The sequence below is a fragment of the Variovorax sp. LjRoot175 genome (assembly GCF_964253805.1).
Taxonomy (GTDB): domain Bacteria; phylum Pseudomonadota; class Gammaproteobacteria; order Burkholderiales; family Burkholderiaceae_C; genus Variovorax.
Genome location: NZ_CAXURY020000003.1, coordinates 91,943 through 108,995, shown reverse-complemented (window position 1 = coordinate 108,995; position 17,053 = coordinate 91,943). Strand labels below are relative to the sequence as shown.

7 protein-coding genes are annotated in these 17,053 nt (G+C 63.7%); 4 read left to right on the top strand and 3 right to left on the bottom strand.

The features are described from left to right. Positions 1-539: 539 nt before the first annotated feature. The 3 genes from ACSQ89_RS38320 to ACSQ89_RS38310 all read right to left on the bottom strand — a co-directional run bounded on the left by ACSQ89_RS38320 (position 540) and on the right by ACSQ89_RS38310 (position 8,557). Positions 540-3,878, bottom strand: a complete 3,339-nt coding sequence (locus ACSQ89_RS38320; RefSeq protein WP_436297377.1) for a P-loop NTPase fold protein — start codon at positions 3,876-3,878, stop codon at positions 540-542. Positions 3,879-4,230: 352 nt separating this feature from the next. Then, complete coding sequence (locus ACSQ89_RS38315) at positions 4,231-6,528, bottom strand: 5'-nucleotidase C-terminal domain-containing protein (RefSeq protein WP_436297376.1); 2,298 nt, start codon at positions 6,526-6,528, stop codon at positions 4,231-4,233. 340 nt (positions 6,529-6,868) lie between these two features. After that, positions 6,869-8,557 (bottom strand): patatin-like phospholipase family protein, encoded by a 1,689-nt coding sequence (locus ACSQ89_RS38310; protein ID WP_436297375.1) that lies wholly within the window; start codon positions 8,555-8,557, stop codon positions 6,869-6,871. Between the two features lie 198 nt (positions 8,558-8,755). On the opposite strand from ACSQ89_RS38310, the gene ACSQ89_RS38305 reads away from it, so the two are divergent. The 4 genes from ACSQ89_RS38305 to ACSQ89_RS38290 are packed head-to-tail and all read left to right on the top strand — an operon-like array spanning position 8,756 to position 16,524. After that, on the top strand, positions 8,756-11,860 hold the full coding sequence (locus tag ACSQ89_RS38305; RefSeq protein WP_436297374.1) for an ATP-binding protein: 3,105 nt from the start codon (positions 8,756-8,758) through the stop codon (positions 11,858-11,860). Then, on the top strand, positions 11,853-13,091 hold the full coding sequence (locus ACSQ89_RS38300; RefSeq protein WP_436297373.1) for a hypothetical protein: 1,239 nt from the start codon (positions 11,853-11,855) through the stop codon (positions 13,089-13,091). The genes ACSQ89_RS38305 and ACSQ89_RS38300 overlap by 8 nt, the downstream gene beginning before the upstream one ends. An 8-nt stretch (positions 13,092-13,099) precedes the next feature. Next, a complete protein-coding gene (locus ACSQ89_RS38295; protein WP_436297372.1) occupies positions 13,100-15,022 on the top strand; it encodes a hypothetical protein in 1,923 nt (640 codons plus the stop codon). Further along, positions 15,019-16,524 (top strand): Dyp-type peroxidase, encoded by a 1,506-nt coding sequence (locus ACSQ89_RS38290; protein WP_436297371.1) that lies wholly within the window; start codon positions 15,019-15,021, stop codon positions 16,522-16,524. Before ACSQ89_RS38295 ends, ACSQ89_RS38290 begins: the two co-directional genes overlap by 4 nt. Positions 16,525-17,053 lie beyond the last annotated feature (529 nt).

The window sequence follows — 17,053 nt, the reverse complement described above, 5'->3', positions numbered from 1 at the left end:
GTGATGGTCGCCGCGTCGTTCGCCATGTCTGCACCTCAAACCCCAGACCGGGGGCGCAGACTTTGCGACATCTCTACTTAGCCAGAACGGGACATTACTACTCAGCCGCTACACAAAGGTTGTCTGACAAGCGCTTGTTATGTCAAATACGAATCCTTTGACCCCGGCCTGTCACGCCGGGGGTCGCGGGTTCTAGCCGTCCATTCCGCAAGAACAGCGAAGAGCCGTTGCAAGCATCGACCTGCAACGGCTTCTTCCTTTTCGGTCGCCCTGTACTGAGGACGCTCCGACCACTGCGCGTGCGAATTCGCGCACGACGAGTGACGGTACGTGTCTCCAATTGCGGTGCGGTGCGGTGCCGCCGCAAGCGCGATGCGAGAGGCTGAGGCCTGGGCCGGCACGCTGAGGTCCAACGAACCGGTCATCTGCCGTGTTGTCGCAAAGGCAGTGTGCGCTGCGTTCGATCCGGCCGTCCTCACCCTCGGAGCTCGGCATCTGACAAGCCCGAGCCGCCGCAGCCAAACAAGCTGCCGGCGCATCTAAGAATCGACGCTCCTGTGCTGCAGCGCCACCGTCGGCCCCTGAAGCAGAAACCTGGAAACCCTTCGTGCCCATCCGCGAAGCTCTGACACGTCGCGCGCCTTTTGCGTTCGCACCAGCGTCTCAAGCACCTGAGCGGCCATCTTCCAATCGGGGTGCTGACGCTCTCGAAACGAATCGATCACCTCGTCCATCCGGTCGCGCGGATCGCGCTCGGCCAGTTCCTTCAGGATCTGAGAGGCGGAGGATGGCGCGCCCGTACCGATGACGAGCAGCCCGACAACCAGCTGATACGGGCCGGAGCGAAGTCCCCCTTCGTCGGTGCTGCGGTCAGTGACGAAGCCGCTGAGCTCGGCATCGGACATGCGCGCCTTGAGGAGCCGATATGCATTCACGAAACGCTTGACCCGGCGAGGCGAGGGACCGACATAGGTCGCCAAGGCGCGCATGTAGTCGAGTTCGATAGGCCGGATTTCAACCTTGCCCGCGCCGTCCGTCGTCGGGGCCGATGAAGCGCCGTCCGCACCGGAGGGAAGGCGGATCCCGTCTTCAGGATCCCGGGGACCGGTTCGCACCAGCGATTTCAGGTATTCCGCCGCCCGCCCCGCCGTCATCGGCTCCAGCCAGAACGAAATCTGAAAGATCTTCTCGAGATAGTCCTGCGGCGTGACGCGGGCGTTGCTCTCTGCCGCGCCGCCTGCGCCCACGCCTTCGGTGCTGCTGCCGGCACCTTTGCCGCTGCCCAGCCATCGATAGTTTTGCTTGAGAGACTCCTCCACCCACCGAGCGTCCACGGCGACAACGACAACAAAGAGTTCAAAAGCCAACAGCATGTGCACGACCTGAAGAACGCGCACGACGTCTTCGGGCCGGCAGCGATCCAGATCGTCGATGTAAAGAATCACGCGATCCACCGCCCTCGCGCCCGAGGATCCCGCAGCCGTGGCCGCTTCCACCTGCTCGCGAAGGATCTGACTGAGTTTCTGAAGATCGCCGCGCGCGATCGAGACGGTCGTGAGCTCCTTTGCATAGGTCATGTCATCGGCGCGGCCGGAAACGAGCGTCAGCATCTGCGATGGCAGCGAGGCAGCGGCTGCGTCAGCTTCGGCGCTGCGCAGCTCGCGCTCGCTAGTCGCGAGTTCCTCGGCCGCGCTGGCCGCTTCCGAGGCGGCACTGTGCACTTGCTTCTGCGCGTTCGCGACCTTGGGATCGCTTTGAATCTGCTTCTCGTAGGCCTGGGTGACTTCAGCAATGGCCTGCTCGACCTTCGCTGCCGCCCCGGACGCAGCTCGCAGCCACACTCCAACGACCGACAGTATCGCGCCGGCTGAGGTGAGGGCCTGCCCCAGCCCTCCGATTTCGAGCACGTTCTGTACCAGCCAGGCAACTAGGACCGGGAGTGCGAGCACCAAAGCGGCAAACAACAGCGTTCGCCTCCAGCCCAGCTGACTCAACATGGACCTTGGACGGGACCGAATGGCCTGCACGCGGCGCTGCAGATCCTCCAGGTTCGAAACGGTAGTGCCGAGGCTGTCCAGCACACCGCTCTGCTTCACCACCGGGGACTGCCCGACGGTCTTGAGCGTCGCGTCCCACGCGACCTGAACGGCGACTTGGAGGTTGGCGGCGCCCTTGCGGGCGTTGGCCTCGCTTTCGGAAAGGGCCGTGGCCGCATCTGCAACCGCCTTCCGCGCTCTGGCCTCGTTCAGCCTCGCGGACTCCACCCGACGGCGCGATGTTTCCACCGTCTCCGACCTGAGACGGACCAGTGCTTCGCCTATCTGTGGGTAGTCATTCTTGATGAACGACTTGATCTCCCGAACGATGGTGTCCACCAGACTGGAGATCAGCGCGTCTTCGGCGAAGTGCCATGCGTTGAACTCGACGTGCACCACGTTGTTGACGAAAGGCGCGTGCTGCGACGCCGCGTGCGCCGCCTTGGCCTGGCTTGCTCGTTCGTCGATGGCCAGGTGAAGTCGCTTGAGAAAGGTCGTCTTTCCGGAGCCCCACGGGCCGAACAGCCCGATGGCCAACGGCGGCTCGAGGGACTTGGAGGCCAGGAGGGCCGCAAAAGATGTCACATCCGGGCGGATCCCCAACGGGTCACTCGCCCACTTCTGGTCCGCGCGCACGACGGCTTCAGGCTCATCGCTGTTGAGGTCGACAGGCCGGCCCATCGGCACTGCCTCTTCTTCGCCGAGCGCTTCGCGCCAAACCTCGCCGCTTTCGCCTTGTGTCGCGGCACACGCGATGAGTGCGAGGCGCAACGCCTGAGGCTCAAATCCCGTTGCGGCCAGCTGGTCGTCGCCGTCGACACGACGGGAAACAAGTGCGCCCGCAAGATGGAGGACGCCGACGTCTTCGCCAGTGTTGCGGGTTGCAAGCGTGAGCTCGCGCGCCGTCTCCAGGCCGTTGAGAACACGAGGGCTGATGTCCAGGGCATCGAAGGGGATGACGCCCTTCGACGTCGCCGTAGCTGGCAAGTAGGCCTCAAATGCCGTTGCGTACGCACTCTCGATCGGCGACACAGCGGACAGGATCGGCAGGATTTCCGCCCCCAGGTCGGTGTCGGCACGACCTTCGTCCACGAGCGCGAAGAAAACGGTCTGCAGGCGCAACCAGGTGTCTGACCGCCGGGCGTGATACTCGGCAGCACGCTTGAGCACCTGCATCGTCTGTGCATCTCCCGGGAAGGCAAGCGCTGCTCCCTTGATCTTGTGCCCTTCGAAGGATGCCAGTGCCTTGGTAGGCACCACCTTCTGCCTTGCGCTGCTCCACGACTCCGCCGTGTATCGCGTGGTGATCCAATCGAAGAACTCATCACGCCAGGCGCGCTCCTTGAATCCCCAGTCGTTCATCTGCTTGCGGTGGGCGGCAGGGGGATTGATCACATAGGAAGCAACCAGGTGTCGCACGCCAATGTCGGTCCCTTCGACCCGAGTCGCCCATTCCTCCGCCGTCTCCACCAGCGCGCGTGCCGAGGCGGTGAGCAGCTGCTTGTCACTCGACAGGCGAATCTGGGCCGGGCGGCCTGCCGGTTGCGTGAGAGGAGGCAGGTCAATGATCGTGGTTCCCTTCGCCGAAGAGACCGCCCCCGCGAACGGCCCATTCACCTTGGCGCGTCGGGCGAACCACTGCGACGTGTCATCCAGCCCCGTGAGGAGGGCGAGAGCCACTGTCGAGAACGTGATCGGCGACTCGGACACCGGCTCGGTGGACAGCCCGATGTAGTAGGCGCGTTCGTAGACGCGCAGGGCCTCCTGGTCGAAGAATAGCGATCTCGGGGGAGGGAAGTCGATGAGCCAGTCGCTTTGGCTCGCCGAAGACGTGGCGTTCATGGATCTCTCCTTCGATGCGCGGCCCCCGCTTAGCCGCACGCCAGCCATGCGCAGGACGGCCGCGCTTGGCGTCCTCGCTCTCGAGTGTGGATGTCACTCTAATGCCAATCGGTCTCGGCAACCAAGGCAGATAGTGGCCATGCCTCATCAATTCTGGTGAGAGCTTCGCGCCGCCGGCAAGGACCGCTTGCGCACCGCCGGGCGAAGCCCGGACCGCGCAGTTGAAGGCCGCGAGGGTGCCGCAGGAGCTGCAAGCGGCTCGCGCAGCGCATGAAAACCCACTGTCGCCTAAGACCGTTCTGAGCAGTTCCGTCCCACAAGTCGGATCGCAATACCGGACGCTCCTGCCGAGTCACTTCTCCTTCGACTTTTCGCTCGCGTGATAGAAGTCACGCACCAACCAGTCATACACAAAGCCCCAGGCCCTCTCTGCCAAACGGTTGTAGTCAACGCCTTCGGCAAAGCGTTCCCTGGACCGCGCCAGGTGGTCGAGTAGCTGCGGGTCCAGCCGTAGGGTGCCCTGCTGCTTCATCAGGTCATGAATCGTCAGCCAAACGTCCAGACGGAGCATATCCAGCTCCTTCGTGAAGCCCGTTTCGCCTTCGAGGTGCACAAGGGCATCGGCGATTGCGACACATTCCCGTTGTGCTTGAGACCAGTATCGGCGCAGTGCCTCCACGAGCGGCGCCGACTGGCGCTCGAAGCCGCCAATCTCGGCGACCTGGATCTGGATGCGTTGCGCTTGCGAATACCCGACGTTGGGTGCGCCCTGGATAACCAAATCGATCAGCGTTGTGTTGATCAACGCTGGGCTGTTGAGCGTTGCTTGCGCGCTGGCGAGATCGAATCCATGCAGCCCTGCAAGCAATTCGAGGTAGCCATCGCCAGACTCCCGATCGAACAGATAACGGCTCATCACGACGCGGCATGTCGACTCGGCGCCGTCGGTGAGAGCGCTCAAATCGCTTGTCTGGAGAAATGCGCCCGAGCCCACCTTCCTGGTAGCGTGCGCGCAAAGCTTGTCAACGTCGCGCCGCTGCAGCTGAAGTTCAACAAGCGCGCCAGGGCAGTCGTACAAGAAGGTGTCGATGAGGTTGCCCACTGTCAAATGAGCACCGAACAGATCGTCAGCGCGAAATGACCCCGCGTGGACCAGCGCAAGATCGGCACCGGTCGCGTCAAGAACGGCGTCGCAGACGAAGTTTCCGAAGTTCGTCGAGGACGAGCGCAACGAGGTCTCGCGAGCATCCATCGGCGCCCGATTCGGGTTTCGGCTGGAGTCGAAGATGATCCGCTCGCGTGAAGCGATGCGACCATCGGCCGCGGCCCGCTCCAGCCATTTCGAGATGACCTTCTTCGTCGCCGAATCCTGCCTCAACGACTGTATTCCGTCCGCCGCACCCATCACCCAGACGCGGCGCCAATCGTCGACCGCCTCGTTGTGGGCGTCCAAGATCAGCGCCTCGTTCGCGAGGCCGTCATACGCCATGCGTTTCAGCTTCAGTTCGACGTGGCTCGAGATTGCCGCAACCACGTGGCGCAAGAATGCACGCTTGTGGTCTCGGCGCGCCGCTGCCGGTGCAGCACGCATCCAAGAGCGGATCGCGCTGCGGCGGATCGCGTCCACCGATGGCCATTGCGCAGCGCGCTCCAAGTCGACCTCGAGCTCGCGTTGCCTAGCGTCGTCAATCATCCGCTGGATATCGGTGCCGGCTTTGCGTGCCTCAAGCAATTTCTCGATATCCAGGAACCTCTCGCTGGCTGCCTCAAGTGCCCGCTCTCTTTCGTGATCGGCCGACTTGTATTGCACAAAGCCCACGGCGCCTACTGTTACCAAAGCGGACTTTCTGATCGGCACAACCGAAATCGAACGTCCGTTGGCGAGGTTCTTCAGGAAGACGGTGCTGCCACGCGGCTCAATCCAGTTCATGTCGTGGTCGTGGCCACCGAGCACGTAGGCGCAGAGGCTGCGCGGCCAGTGGCGCCGCACCATATCGACCAGTGCATGATCCTCGTTTCGCTCCATGTGCGTGAGCACGACGAGGGCGCCAATGCGCGTGTCCGCTGCGATCTCCGCAATTGCCTGCTTCAGCGCCGCCTCCGTCTCGCGCGACTCAAAGCCGCACTTGGCAGCCTTCTTTCGCACGTCTTCACCGCCGATGCCGAGGATCGCAATGAACGGGGAGTGAGGAGGCCATCGCACGACTTGGGGTATCCGATAGCGCTGCGGTGCGACGAGGTTCGTCATCACAAAGCCGAACTTCGCTTCCGCAAGCCTCTCCAGCAAAGCCGGCTCTGCGAAATCGAACTCGTGATTGCCCAGCGTCGCAAGATCCAGACCACATGCGTTAAGTGCCTCAACCATCTGGCGGCCTTTAAGGCCAACGGTATTGCTAAGGTACGACGGCGACAGCATGTCGCCAGCATGCAGCGCCAGCACGACGTCCTCGCCAGTTCGCTGCCGGCAAAAATGCCTCAAGAACTTGAGTAGTCGCGCGATACGCGCCATGCCCGGCACCTCCGGGGGCCTGGCTTCGATGAGGTAAGTATCGTTCAGGTGCACAAGAACCGCTGCCAGGTCGCCGCTGGCGGCGACCTCGTCGAGGTGGCGCACTAGGCTGCGCAGCTTGGATGTTGACGCGGATGCCATGATGACCCGCGATATTTGACGCTGCCGAATGCACTGTGGTCAAGCCGCCACGCGAAGGGGTTCACATGTGGGCGCGCACGACTTTTTCGCTTCACGAAGCCGGATTCAGGTGCTGACTTGTATGGGCTCGACACGTCCATCGCTGCGCAGAAGCGCTGCCTCATCTTTGCGGACGGGCTGCCTGAGCGCACGGCCGGACAGCGGCACGGCGACAATACTGCCCTCCGGAAATCGCTGAACGTAGGGCAGATCCCGGTCGAGCACGTCACCCTGCCAGCGGTATCCGGGCTTGATCAGGCCTGCCTCTCCCAATGCGATCCGCGCATCGATGCGCCATGCACTACAGGTCGTGCTTGCGCAGGCCGTCAACCATCGCAGCGACGAGTTTCTTTCGAACGGGCCGCCGCAAGAAAATCCACAGCGGATAGAACAGCAGCCGAATCCACCATGGACGCAACAGATTGCAGTAGAGCACGTGCAGTCGAGCTTCGATTGCGTGTGCGAACGAAGCGGGGTCCGCCTTGCTCAGCGGCCAGTCCGGCAGTGGCTCTTCCTCGCCATGACATGGATGCAGCTTTCCGACCAAGGGAATGATCGGCAGCTCGGAACGGCCCGCAACGCGATAGCGCTTGCGTTGCTCGGCATTCCATGCAGGTTCGTCAAATAGCGAATTGTTCTCGTCAAGAACAAAGTGCCAGGCCAGGGCCTGCTGGGCATTGCGCCGCCCCAGAAAATAGTCGTGCCGCCGGAAGTCACGCGAAAGGTAGCCGCCCAGGCCACCGAGGCTGGCTCCTGCGAGGTCGTTGCGGGCCTTCTCGCCTGCTTGGTCCTTGCGGTGAGGCGCAATGATGAAGCGGCTGTAGACGTCCTCCCGCGTCGCCAAGGCAATGTCCTCGGGCCGCAGCCGCGCCTGTTCCAGAAGCGTGCGCACCAGGCCCGAGAATGTGCTGGCCAAAGTGATTGGCTTCAGATCGTCGGCTGGCGGTTTGAACGAGCCAAGCAGCGGATCGATCAACAGCACGGCACGCCGGCTCAGCCGCCCGTCGCGGGGGTTGCACGCCAGCGGATTGCGATCGAGCAGCTCCATGCGAACCACTTCGATCGCGTCGTTGTCGATCAACCCGCCGTCCACTGCATCGAATTCATAGTGCCCAGCCTGGGCAGGGCCCACAGGTAGAACAAGCTCCACCTGATCGGGTCCGCAAGCACCCCCGTGCAATACGACCGGCGTGTCGCTGTATTGGCCCGCGGGCGGTGCGAGACGCCGCGCCGGCAGGAACAGCGGAAACCCCGCAGAAGCCAACGCGGCCGTGGCGAATTTCTTCCCCCATGTATCCCATTCGTCTGGCGCATGGCGAGAGATGGAAACCAGCTCTTCGTCGGGACGAGGGCTTGCCGCCGGCCTGTCTCCAATCCCGGTGATCGCAAAGCGCATCACGTCGCCATGGACGGTGGTCAACAGCTCTTTGATCGCACCAAACGGACGCGACAGCGAGAAAGTGACGCCACGCAGATTGGTGACCGTGAACGCCATGCGCAAAGGGTCGGCCAGCCAATTGCGATCGTGCGGCTTCGGCCTTTTCGCGTGTTCGCTTGTCCCGTATTCAATGGCTTTGCGTGCAACCATGTCGAGATGTGTGGGGTCGAATACGGATCGCACACGGCCGACCTTGGCGTCCTGGGTGCCGAGTAGTTCCTCGAGGCCGGTCATGTTGACCCAGCTGTCGAACAGCGGATTTGCTTCCCCCTCCTCCAGCGTGCTGTTCTCGCGTACGGGTCTGATCGCGTATGGGAGTGCAGCGCCCAGCACGGCGGCGGTGAGCGCGCCGGACGATGCACCTCCAACGATGCGCAGTGTGACCCGGTGATGCGGCGCGTCTACGTCGCCACGATTCTTTGCTTCTTCCCACGCGTCCAGCGCCTCGACAATGAAATCGATCGCGCCGGCGGTGAACGCGCCGCACGACACCCCGCCGGCGAGCGAAAGGCCGAGTTCGAACGTCGGTACATCGACTGCGTCTTTTGTCATCGGCACGGAAATTCTCCGCAAACGCACTGGGCGTGCTACACCTTCCGGAGTATCTCCCTTCGCCGGCTGCACGTACCCCCAAAGTTGTGGATACGCACGTGCTCGTCTCGGCGTACATTCGCGAAGGTCTCCCGCGCCAGGAGCCAGGGAGCTTCCGAGAAGGAAGTCGAGGAGCACTTCAGCACGAAGTGAGGAGCAATGAGCGTCTGTCCAAACTGTGGCACGCCGCGCCAGACCCGTCACCGCTTCTGCTGGAGTTGCGGCGCCCTTCTGGATGCCCAACGCGAACTCAAGCAGGTGACTGTTCTGCTCGCCGATCTCTGCGACTCCACCGCTCAGGTCGTTCAGACCGACGCGGAGGGCGGCCAAGCTTATCTCGACCTTGCGTTTCGGTTGATGTCGGAAGCCGTCACCGCCTACGGCGGCACGCATGTGCAATGGCGCGGCGATGAATTGCTCGCGCTCTTCGGCGCACCGATTGCCCAGGAAGATCACGCCCTGCGCGCCTGCCTGGCCGCGATTGCAATGCTTGAAGGGATGAAGGCAAGAACGTCGCCGCAAACGCCCATGGCAGTCAGCATTGGCATCGATTCGGGCGAGGTCATCGCTGGCCCGGGAAGCGGGGATTTGTCGACCAGCTATCGTGTCGATGGAGCCCCGGTTCATCTGGCATCCCGGCTTGAACAACTCGCTCCGCCCGGCGCTGCCTATGTCAGCGGCGGCACGATGCAGCTCGTCGGCGATCAGATCGAGACAAGGGCGCTGGGCAAGCGCTTGATCCGCGGCTTCAAGGTCCTCGTCGAGGTCCATGAAATTACCGTCGGACTGCAAGGCTCCGCCGCCGCACCGCTGGCGCGCCGGCGCTACCTCGGCCCACTCATCGGTCGCGACGAAGCGATCGGCGAGCTGATGGCAATTGCCGAAGGCGTGCGCACGGGAAGGCTCCGAGCCGTCGGCATCCGGGGCGACGCGGGAATCGGAAAGTCCCGCTTGATCGCCGAGCTGTGCCCGCGCCTCCAGCACATGGGCTTCACCACCGTATCGGTCACTGCGCACGCCTACGTCAGCCAGGCGCCCTACAACCTCGTGGCAGACGTTGTTCGGGCCTTGCTGGCAGCGCCTGACGATGGCTCGGGCGCCGAACTGGCGCCGCGCGAATCCGCCGGCGATGACCGTGTCGACCTGCGTGCGGCTGCGTTGACTGACCTGCTGGGCACCGCGGACCCCGGCGATGGCTGGCGCGCACTGACGCCCTTGCAGCGACGCGAGCGCATTGCGAGCACGTTCGTCTGGCTCGTGCGGGAGCGCACACGCCATGGTCCCTTGGTGCTTGTCGTGGAGGACGTGTTTCTCGCCGACCGCAGCAGCATTCGCTTGCTTGAGGCACTAGCGAGGCGCCTTCATTCACAGCCGCTGCTGCTGCTGCTGAGCTACCGGCAAGATTTCGTGCATCGCTGGAGCGACGCGCCCTGGTTCGTCGAGCATCGCGTCGGCCCCCTGACGCCGACCGAGGTCACGCAGCTAGCGCGCGAGTTGCTTGGCGGTGACGCGTCGCTGACGGAAGTTCGAATCGCGCTCGTGGAGCGCGCGGACGGCAACCCCCTATTTCTCGAGCAATTGGTCATGACCCTGGTCGATCGCGGAAGCCTATGCGGCCCCCCGGGCGCCTATCGCAGTGCGCCGACTGAAACGCCCTTGCGAGTGCCCGCATCCATCATGGCCATCATCGGCGCGCGGGTCGATCGCTTGCCTGCGGGCGCGAAAGCAAGCTTGGAAGCCGCGGCCATCGTCGGCGAGCCATTGGATGCCACCGTGGTGGCGGCCATGCGGCAGATCAGTGAAGCGGAGGCCGATAGCCAATTGCGGCAAGCCCTGTCCGGTGGGTTGATCGTCGCCGCCGCGTCATCCGTCACCGGGGGCTACGCGTTCCGCCACGGGCTCGTTCAAGACACCGTCCTAGCGGCATTGACACGCTCGCGGCGCCGGCAGCTGCATCGCGCCGCCTTCGAAGCCTTGAGCGCGCGTGCTGGCGACCAGGCGCTGCCCAATGCGGGCATGCTCGCACACCACGCGTTTCACGGCGAACAATGGCTTGCGGCCGCGGAACATGCGCTCAGCGCCATGTCTCGCTCGATCGCGCGCTCGGAAAACAAGGACGCTCTGCGTGTCTTCGACCTCGGGTTGAACGCGGCGCGGCGCGTCGAGCCCGAGTCGGCCATGCTGCCGTGCGAACTGGCGCTGCGCGTGGAGGCCCTGGGCGCACAGATGGCGCTGGGTCTGTTCGACGCGATCGTGTCCAACCTCGAGCGGGCAGAGGGCATCACGCAGATGCTGGGGGACGCGCGGCGCCAGGCAGCTGTTTCGCTGCAGCTCGCCGTCACGCTCTGGGCGCGAGGAAGCTATCGACAAGGTCTGTCGGTGGCCACACATGCCGGCAACGCGGCCGCTGCAGCCGGCAGCCGCAGCCTTCAGATGGCGGCGATCCAGTCGCGCATGATGCTCCACCATGGCCTCGGCCGCTATGCAGACGCGGGCTCCGACGCCGCCCAGGTCGAGCGCGAATTCGCGCCCGAGCTCGACGCGCGACGGCTCATGCCGGGCTGGGCCGTGCTCGCGTCGATCAATCTCCGCGCGTTTCTTGCCGACATCCTGATGTCGCGCGGCGACCTGGCCGCCGCGCAGGACGCCTGCGCCGCCGGCTACAAGGAGCTGCAAGCGCAAGACCATCCGTTCTCGCGGGTGCTGCTGGATTTCGTCATGGGTGAGCTGCTGATGGCGCAGCAACGCCCGGCCGAGGCGGCCGTCCTGCTGCGTGCGGCGCTCGAGCTGTGCCGCGTTCATGAGCTGGCCAACATGCACCCGCCCATCCTTGCCCATCTTGGTGGTGCCTTGGCGCTCAGCGGCCAGGCGTCGCAGGCGCTGGCGCTGCTTGAGCCCGCCATCGCGCAGAAGACTTCGATGGCCGGAGGCCGCTACAACGAGTACTACTTCCCCTACTTTCTTGCGATCGCCCTGCGCGAAGCCGGCCGGATCGATGAAGCGATCTCGGCCGCGCGCGAAGCCTGCGATGCGGCGGCGTCGTTCGAACAGCGCGCCCACGAGGCACGTGCATTGCTGCTCCTGGCAAGGCTTGAGGCAATGGCAGGACGAAGCCGGGATGCGGGCGATCATCTGGCCGAGTCGACGGCGTTGGCACAGGAGTGCGGGATGGACGGGCTCCTGCTCGAAGCGGGGCGCGAACCCGGCGCCGACACGCGCGCGGTCGTGGGCCGCCGCGGCATCCCGGAAGAAGATCATGCGTGACCCGCTTTTTTGCCGTGCACTGACCTGGCTCAAATACCGCGGCGTCAGCACCATGATCCATCAGCCACGTCTGCTGCGCCTGATCTCGCGGACCGTTCAACGGCAGCCGTGGATCGGCCGCCTCATCAAGGTGGTGGCGTCGCGCTCCGATGTAGTGAAAGTTTTCGAGCGGCCACTGACGTTCTCAAGCACCGCACATCGGCCCAACCTGGTGGCGGGCGAATTCGTCATAGGGATGGAATCCGGCCCGCGTCACGCAGCCGAGCGCGGCCTGCTGCATTCCAGGCTGCCGCCGGGCCCCACTTTCGAGAAGTTCGCCACCAGCGAAAGTCGCAGGCGCATCGACGCGCTGCGCGCCGGCCCCGCGTCCCAGTTCGACCTGATCGAAGACTTCATGGTGCCCGTCGCATGGCAGGCCATCGGCGGATCGTTCGGCGCCAGGCTACCGTCGCTGACCCCGGGCGATCCGATGTTCATGCACCTGCGCCACATTGGCGCGCACCTCGTCGTGGGCTCGGTCACCACCGAGGCGGCTCAGCGTCGTGCCAGGGAAAGCGCCGCCGCCTTGAATGCGTGGGTACGCTCGAACATCGGTCAGTTGCACCAGGCCTGGGGCGGCACGGGTGCGCCCAGTCGCGAGGACATCGCGCGCAACGTGGTGGGCCTGCTGTGGGTTGGCCACCCCGCGACCGTGCAGAGCGGCGCGCTGATCATGCAGGAATTTCTTTCGAGACGCTCCGAGCCGAAGCTGCGCGACCTGGTAAACCAAGTTCAAGCGCATCCCGATCCCTGGCAGGATCTTTCACTGCGTCTTGTGCTGAAAGACCACGTCCTGGAACTGCTGCGCTTTCGGCCTCCGTTTCCCACTCCGCATCGCGACGTGCGGCGCAATGCGATCTACGGCGAGGGCGGCAAGGGCTGCATCGCCGCGGGTTCGGTACTTACCATGCTTTCGATTGGCGCCATGTTCGATCCGGCGGCGATGCCTGACGCGCCGCCGGCCGACTACGAACCGGGCCGGTTGTTTGTTGACCAGGAGGACCGCAGTCTGATCTTCGGGTACGGCGCACGGCGATGCATCGCACGCGACCAGGTCGTCGAGATCTTGACCAGCGCATTTCTCGGCTTGCTCCGACTCCCGGGGCTTGCGTGGGCCGACCCGTGGTGGCGGCGCATAGGGTATGACGGACCGAGCATCTGCTCGATGCGCCTCAAGTTCCGCAACAGTTGAGCGGACCGATGTCACGCCAACAGATGATCTGCTTCATCACGCCGCGCGCTCCGGCGAACGTGAGCCACGGGGTGAAGCGTCGCATCGACGACATGTGCCGCCAGATCGGCCGCATCCACTTCTCGACCCTCGCGCTGCTGCCGGCCGCGCCCGACGCGTCCGCTCTGGAAGAGCCTTCGCTGCTGTTCGAAGTGATAAGCGACGAGGACCTGGCGCCGGCCGATCTGGTGGGGTTGATGCTGCAGGCCGGCTTCGGGGTGCTTTGGAAGCTCTACCAAGTCAATTGGCCAGGTCTGCGGATTACTGATCCGGCGACGAAGCGCGAATGGCTGCGCGCCTTCCTAATCGAGCATTCAAACCTGGCGAACTGTGGTTTCGTCGGTACGCGCGATCGAACTGTGGCGCAGGTGCTTGCTGAGAACCGCTTCTTCACGCAAGCACGCGACGTGCTTCATGGATTGCCGGCGGCCAACCGCCCGGCCGATACTCGCATGCTGGCCGATCGCCTGTTTGATTGGGCTACCCACCACGGCTTCGGTTGGGTAGCCGATCCGGCGCCCCGTTCGCCCTGGCGCAAAGGGCCGAACTTCGGCTTGCTGTGCTGGGCGGCGCTTTCGATCCGCCTGGTGCTTCCCTTTGTCGCGTTGCTCGGCGTCTTCACGGCGCTTGGCTTCATCGTTGTCGCATTGGCACATGGCCTGACCGCGATGAATCTGCCGGTCCCGCGAGATCCCTCGGCCGCCGTGCTTCTGGCTGCGCTGGCACTGCTTCTCGCACTGCTGGTGCCGCTCGCCTTGGCACTGTCCACTGGTGTCGGAATCTTGGGACTGGCTGCCGTCGTGCTCCTCTTCTCCGTGCTCACTGCCGCTTTGACAGTGCTGGGCGGGATCGGAGCTATTGCGCTTGGCGACCTTTCGATACAGGTCTGCTCGGTGGAACTCGGCCTGTTGGGTGTCATGAGCTTGCTGGCATTCGCATCCGCGGCGGCGTTCATCGGCTTGATTCCGGTGCTGCTTGCGCTGCGCGCACCGCCTTTCTTTCCCTTGGCGACCATCCTGTCGCTGATGGTGCTTGCAGCCGCTTTGACGTATGGGTTCACGCAGCTGATGTTCGGCTTCATGGCGTCGAGGGATTGCAGATCTCTCGCGTGGTCGGCCTTGCACATTCTGGATGCGCAGACAAGGCTCGTGTGGGCGCTCTGCGCCCTAGTGTCGGTGGCGGTGGTCGCCGCCCTCGCCATCTGGTTCTTAACCAAGACCATGCCGAAGCTGTTGCGGGTCGCACAACGCTGGGATCGTCCTGGCCCGCTGGCCGATGTTCCGGCCCACCAGGTGCATCCCAGTGTGCAGGCCTGCGAGGCGTCGCTGGCGAGGCGAACCAGCCACATGATCAGCCTGACCGAGATCCGGAGCCCCTATGCCTGGCACCGCTTCTGGCTGCGCTTCTGGTTGTCGTTCATCAACGTTCTGGGCGAATACTTCTTCACGGAAGGCATTCTCGGAAGCGCCCAGGGCATCAAGTTCGGCCATTGGCACATCATTGCCAACGGGCGGCGACTGCTCTTTTGCAGCAATTTCGACGGCGCATTCGGGGGCTATCTCGACGAGTTCATCCGGGGCGCGGCCGAAGGCGCCAACTTGATCTGGCGACGCAGCGAGTTGCGCAAGCGCAAGGCGGCACGGTATGACCAACCCGCGGTCGAGGCCCGCCGCAGCTTTCCGCCCACACACCTGCATATCTTCAAGGGCTGCAAGGCCGAACAGGCATTCAAGGCCTATGCGCGCGAAAGCATGCTGCCGCATCTGCATCGCTTCGAGGCCTACACCCTTTCGAATGAAGACATCGAACGCGCTACGCGCTTGCGCGAAGCGCTGCGTGGCATGCGCAGCGCTGTCAAAGACGACCAAATCGCGAGGGCCCTCGAATCATGAATGACTTTGAAACGTTTAGGCAGGAATTCGATGACATCCCGGCTCTTGTCGGTACCGGATTTCCGGAGCTGCGACGAGCACGCTATCTGCTCATTCACATCACACATGCTCAGACCGCGCTCACGTGGCTGCAACGATTGCTCGGTCTCAATCTGGTTCACAGCCTTGGACGGGTTCGCTGCAAGCCGTCCGATCCCGCTTCTCGCGTGACGGAAACCGTGACCCTGGGTTTCAGTCACGCCGGCCTGATCCAACTTGGCCTTAAGGAGGACAAGGCCTATCCATTCCCGAGCGCCTTTCGCGATGGCATGGCCGGTGCGCTTCGTCGACAACTGCTCGGCGACCCGCCGAACCCTGCATGGCAATGGGGCGACGTGAATGAACAAGGCGCGCTCGCTGTTCACATCTTCGTTGTCCACTATTGGAGTGAACGCATCTCACCCTCTCCGCACCTCGACCCGGCGAAGCTTCCTCCAGAGTTGAAGGTGCTGCTCCACCCCGTGTCGACTTGCCCTAGCTACATTGAAGCGCCCGCACAACCGAAAACTGATCCACGTGCATACGAGCCCTTCGGCTTTCGCGATGGCATCGGCCAACCCGTGCTGGACGGCATCCCGCCGTCGAAGGCCGAAACGCTTGCCAAAGAAGCAGGAGGAAAGATCTTCGAGGATCGCATCGTCCAGCCGGGCGAGTTCGTTCTGGGCCAGCACAATGAATACAAGGAGCGCGCTTACTGCCCGAATGTCCAGGGCTGGCAGACCACATCCGCGACCTCCGGCTTCGGGCGTAACGGCACGTACATTGCTGTGCGCCAGATCGAGCAACACGTATCGGTGTTTTCGCAGTTCGTTAGCCATCATCCTTCGCTCAAGCTCGACGAGCTCTTTGTCGGACGCAAGAAGCCACGCACCCCGCCTGCGGGCGACGACGGCTATTCCCTGCTGAGTGCCGCTCAGCCGCCCTCGGAGATTGATGCGTTCCGCTACCTCGAAACCGACGCCAACGGCTTCGAGTGTCCACGCGGTGCCCATGCGCGGCGCGCGAATCCCCGCGATGCCTTGGCGCAAAGCGTCGAGGTGGGCATCGCCAGATCGAAGCTGCATCGTTTGCTTCGCCGTGGCCGCGTGTACGCAATCGATTGCCCGCAAAGCGCATCCATCGAGTCGTGCGGCGGCCATCCGCGTGGTCGAGAGGGAAATGTCCCTTGCGGACGAGGGCTAATGTTCATGGCCCTGAACGCCGACTTCGAGCGCCAGTTCGAGTTTGTCCAGAGGAGCTGGATCGCCGGCTCCCGCTTTGGCGACCTCAGCGACGAACAAGACCCGCTGCTGGGCACGGACGCGAATCGCGCGTTCACGCTGCAAGGCTGCCCGGTGGGCCAGCGCATCAGTCCCTTGCCACGCTTCACAACTGTGTGGGGCGGTGGCTACTTCTTCGTCCCAAGCCTTTCCGCACTGAAGCGGCTGGCGGATGGCGAGCTGTCGATGCATACGTCGCAGTAGGATTCGCACCGGATCGAATCGGGAGGCAATCCATCTGGAGTCGAGGTCGCGGCTGCTGCACACCAACGTCGCCTGTTCCGGGTGGGGAGATGCGTGTGAAGACGCTCTCAGTACCATAGCTGTGGCCCATTCGCCCACGACGGACCGACCCACCACGCAGTGCGTGGATCAGCGAGGCCAAAGATCTGCAACACCGCCCGAGGGCGCCGATTCGCCAACAGGCATTCAACGGGCCGCTTCATGGATATGGTTCTGTCTCTAGATCGACGCAAAGGCTGGCCGCGCGACATAGTAGTCGTCGAACGGCTCTGGCGTTCGATCCACCAGAGCCATCTCGCGAACAACACCAATGGCGCCGGACCTCCCCAATCTGAATGACCAAAGCGCCGCGCGCCGCTTGTATCCGATCCCATCGAACCGGAAGATTGGACGCATGCATGTTCAATGAACGCTCCAGTTTCATGGTCCTCGATCGCCGATCGTCTGCATCTGTGCGTTGCGCGTTGCCGTCTGAGGACACGCTTCACAG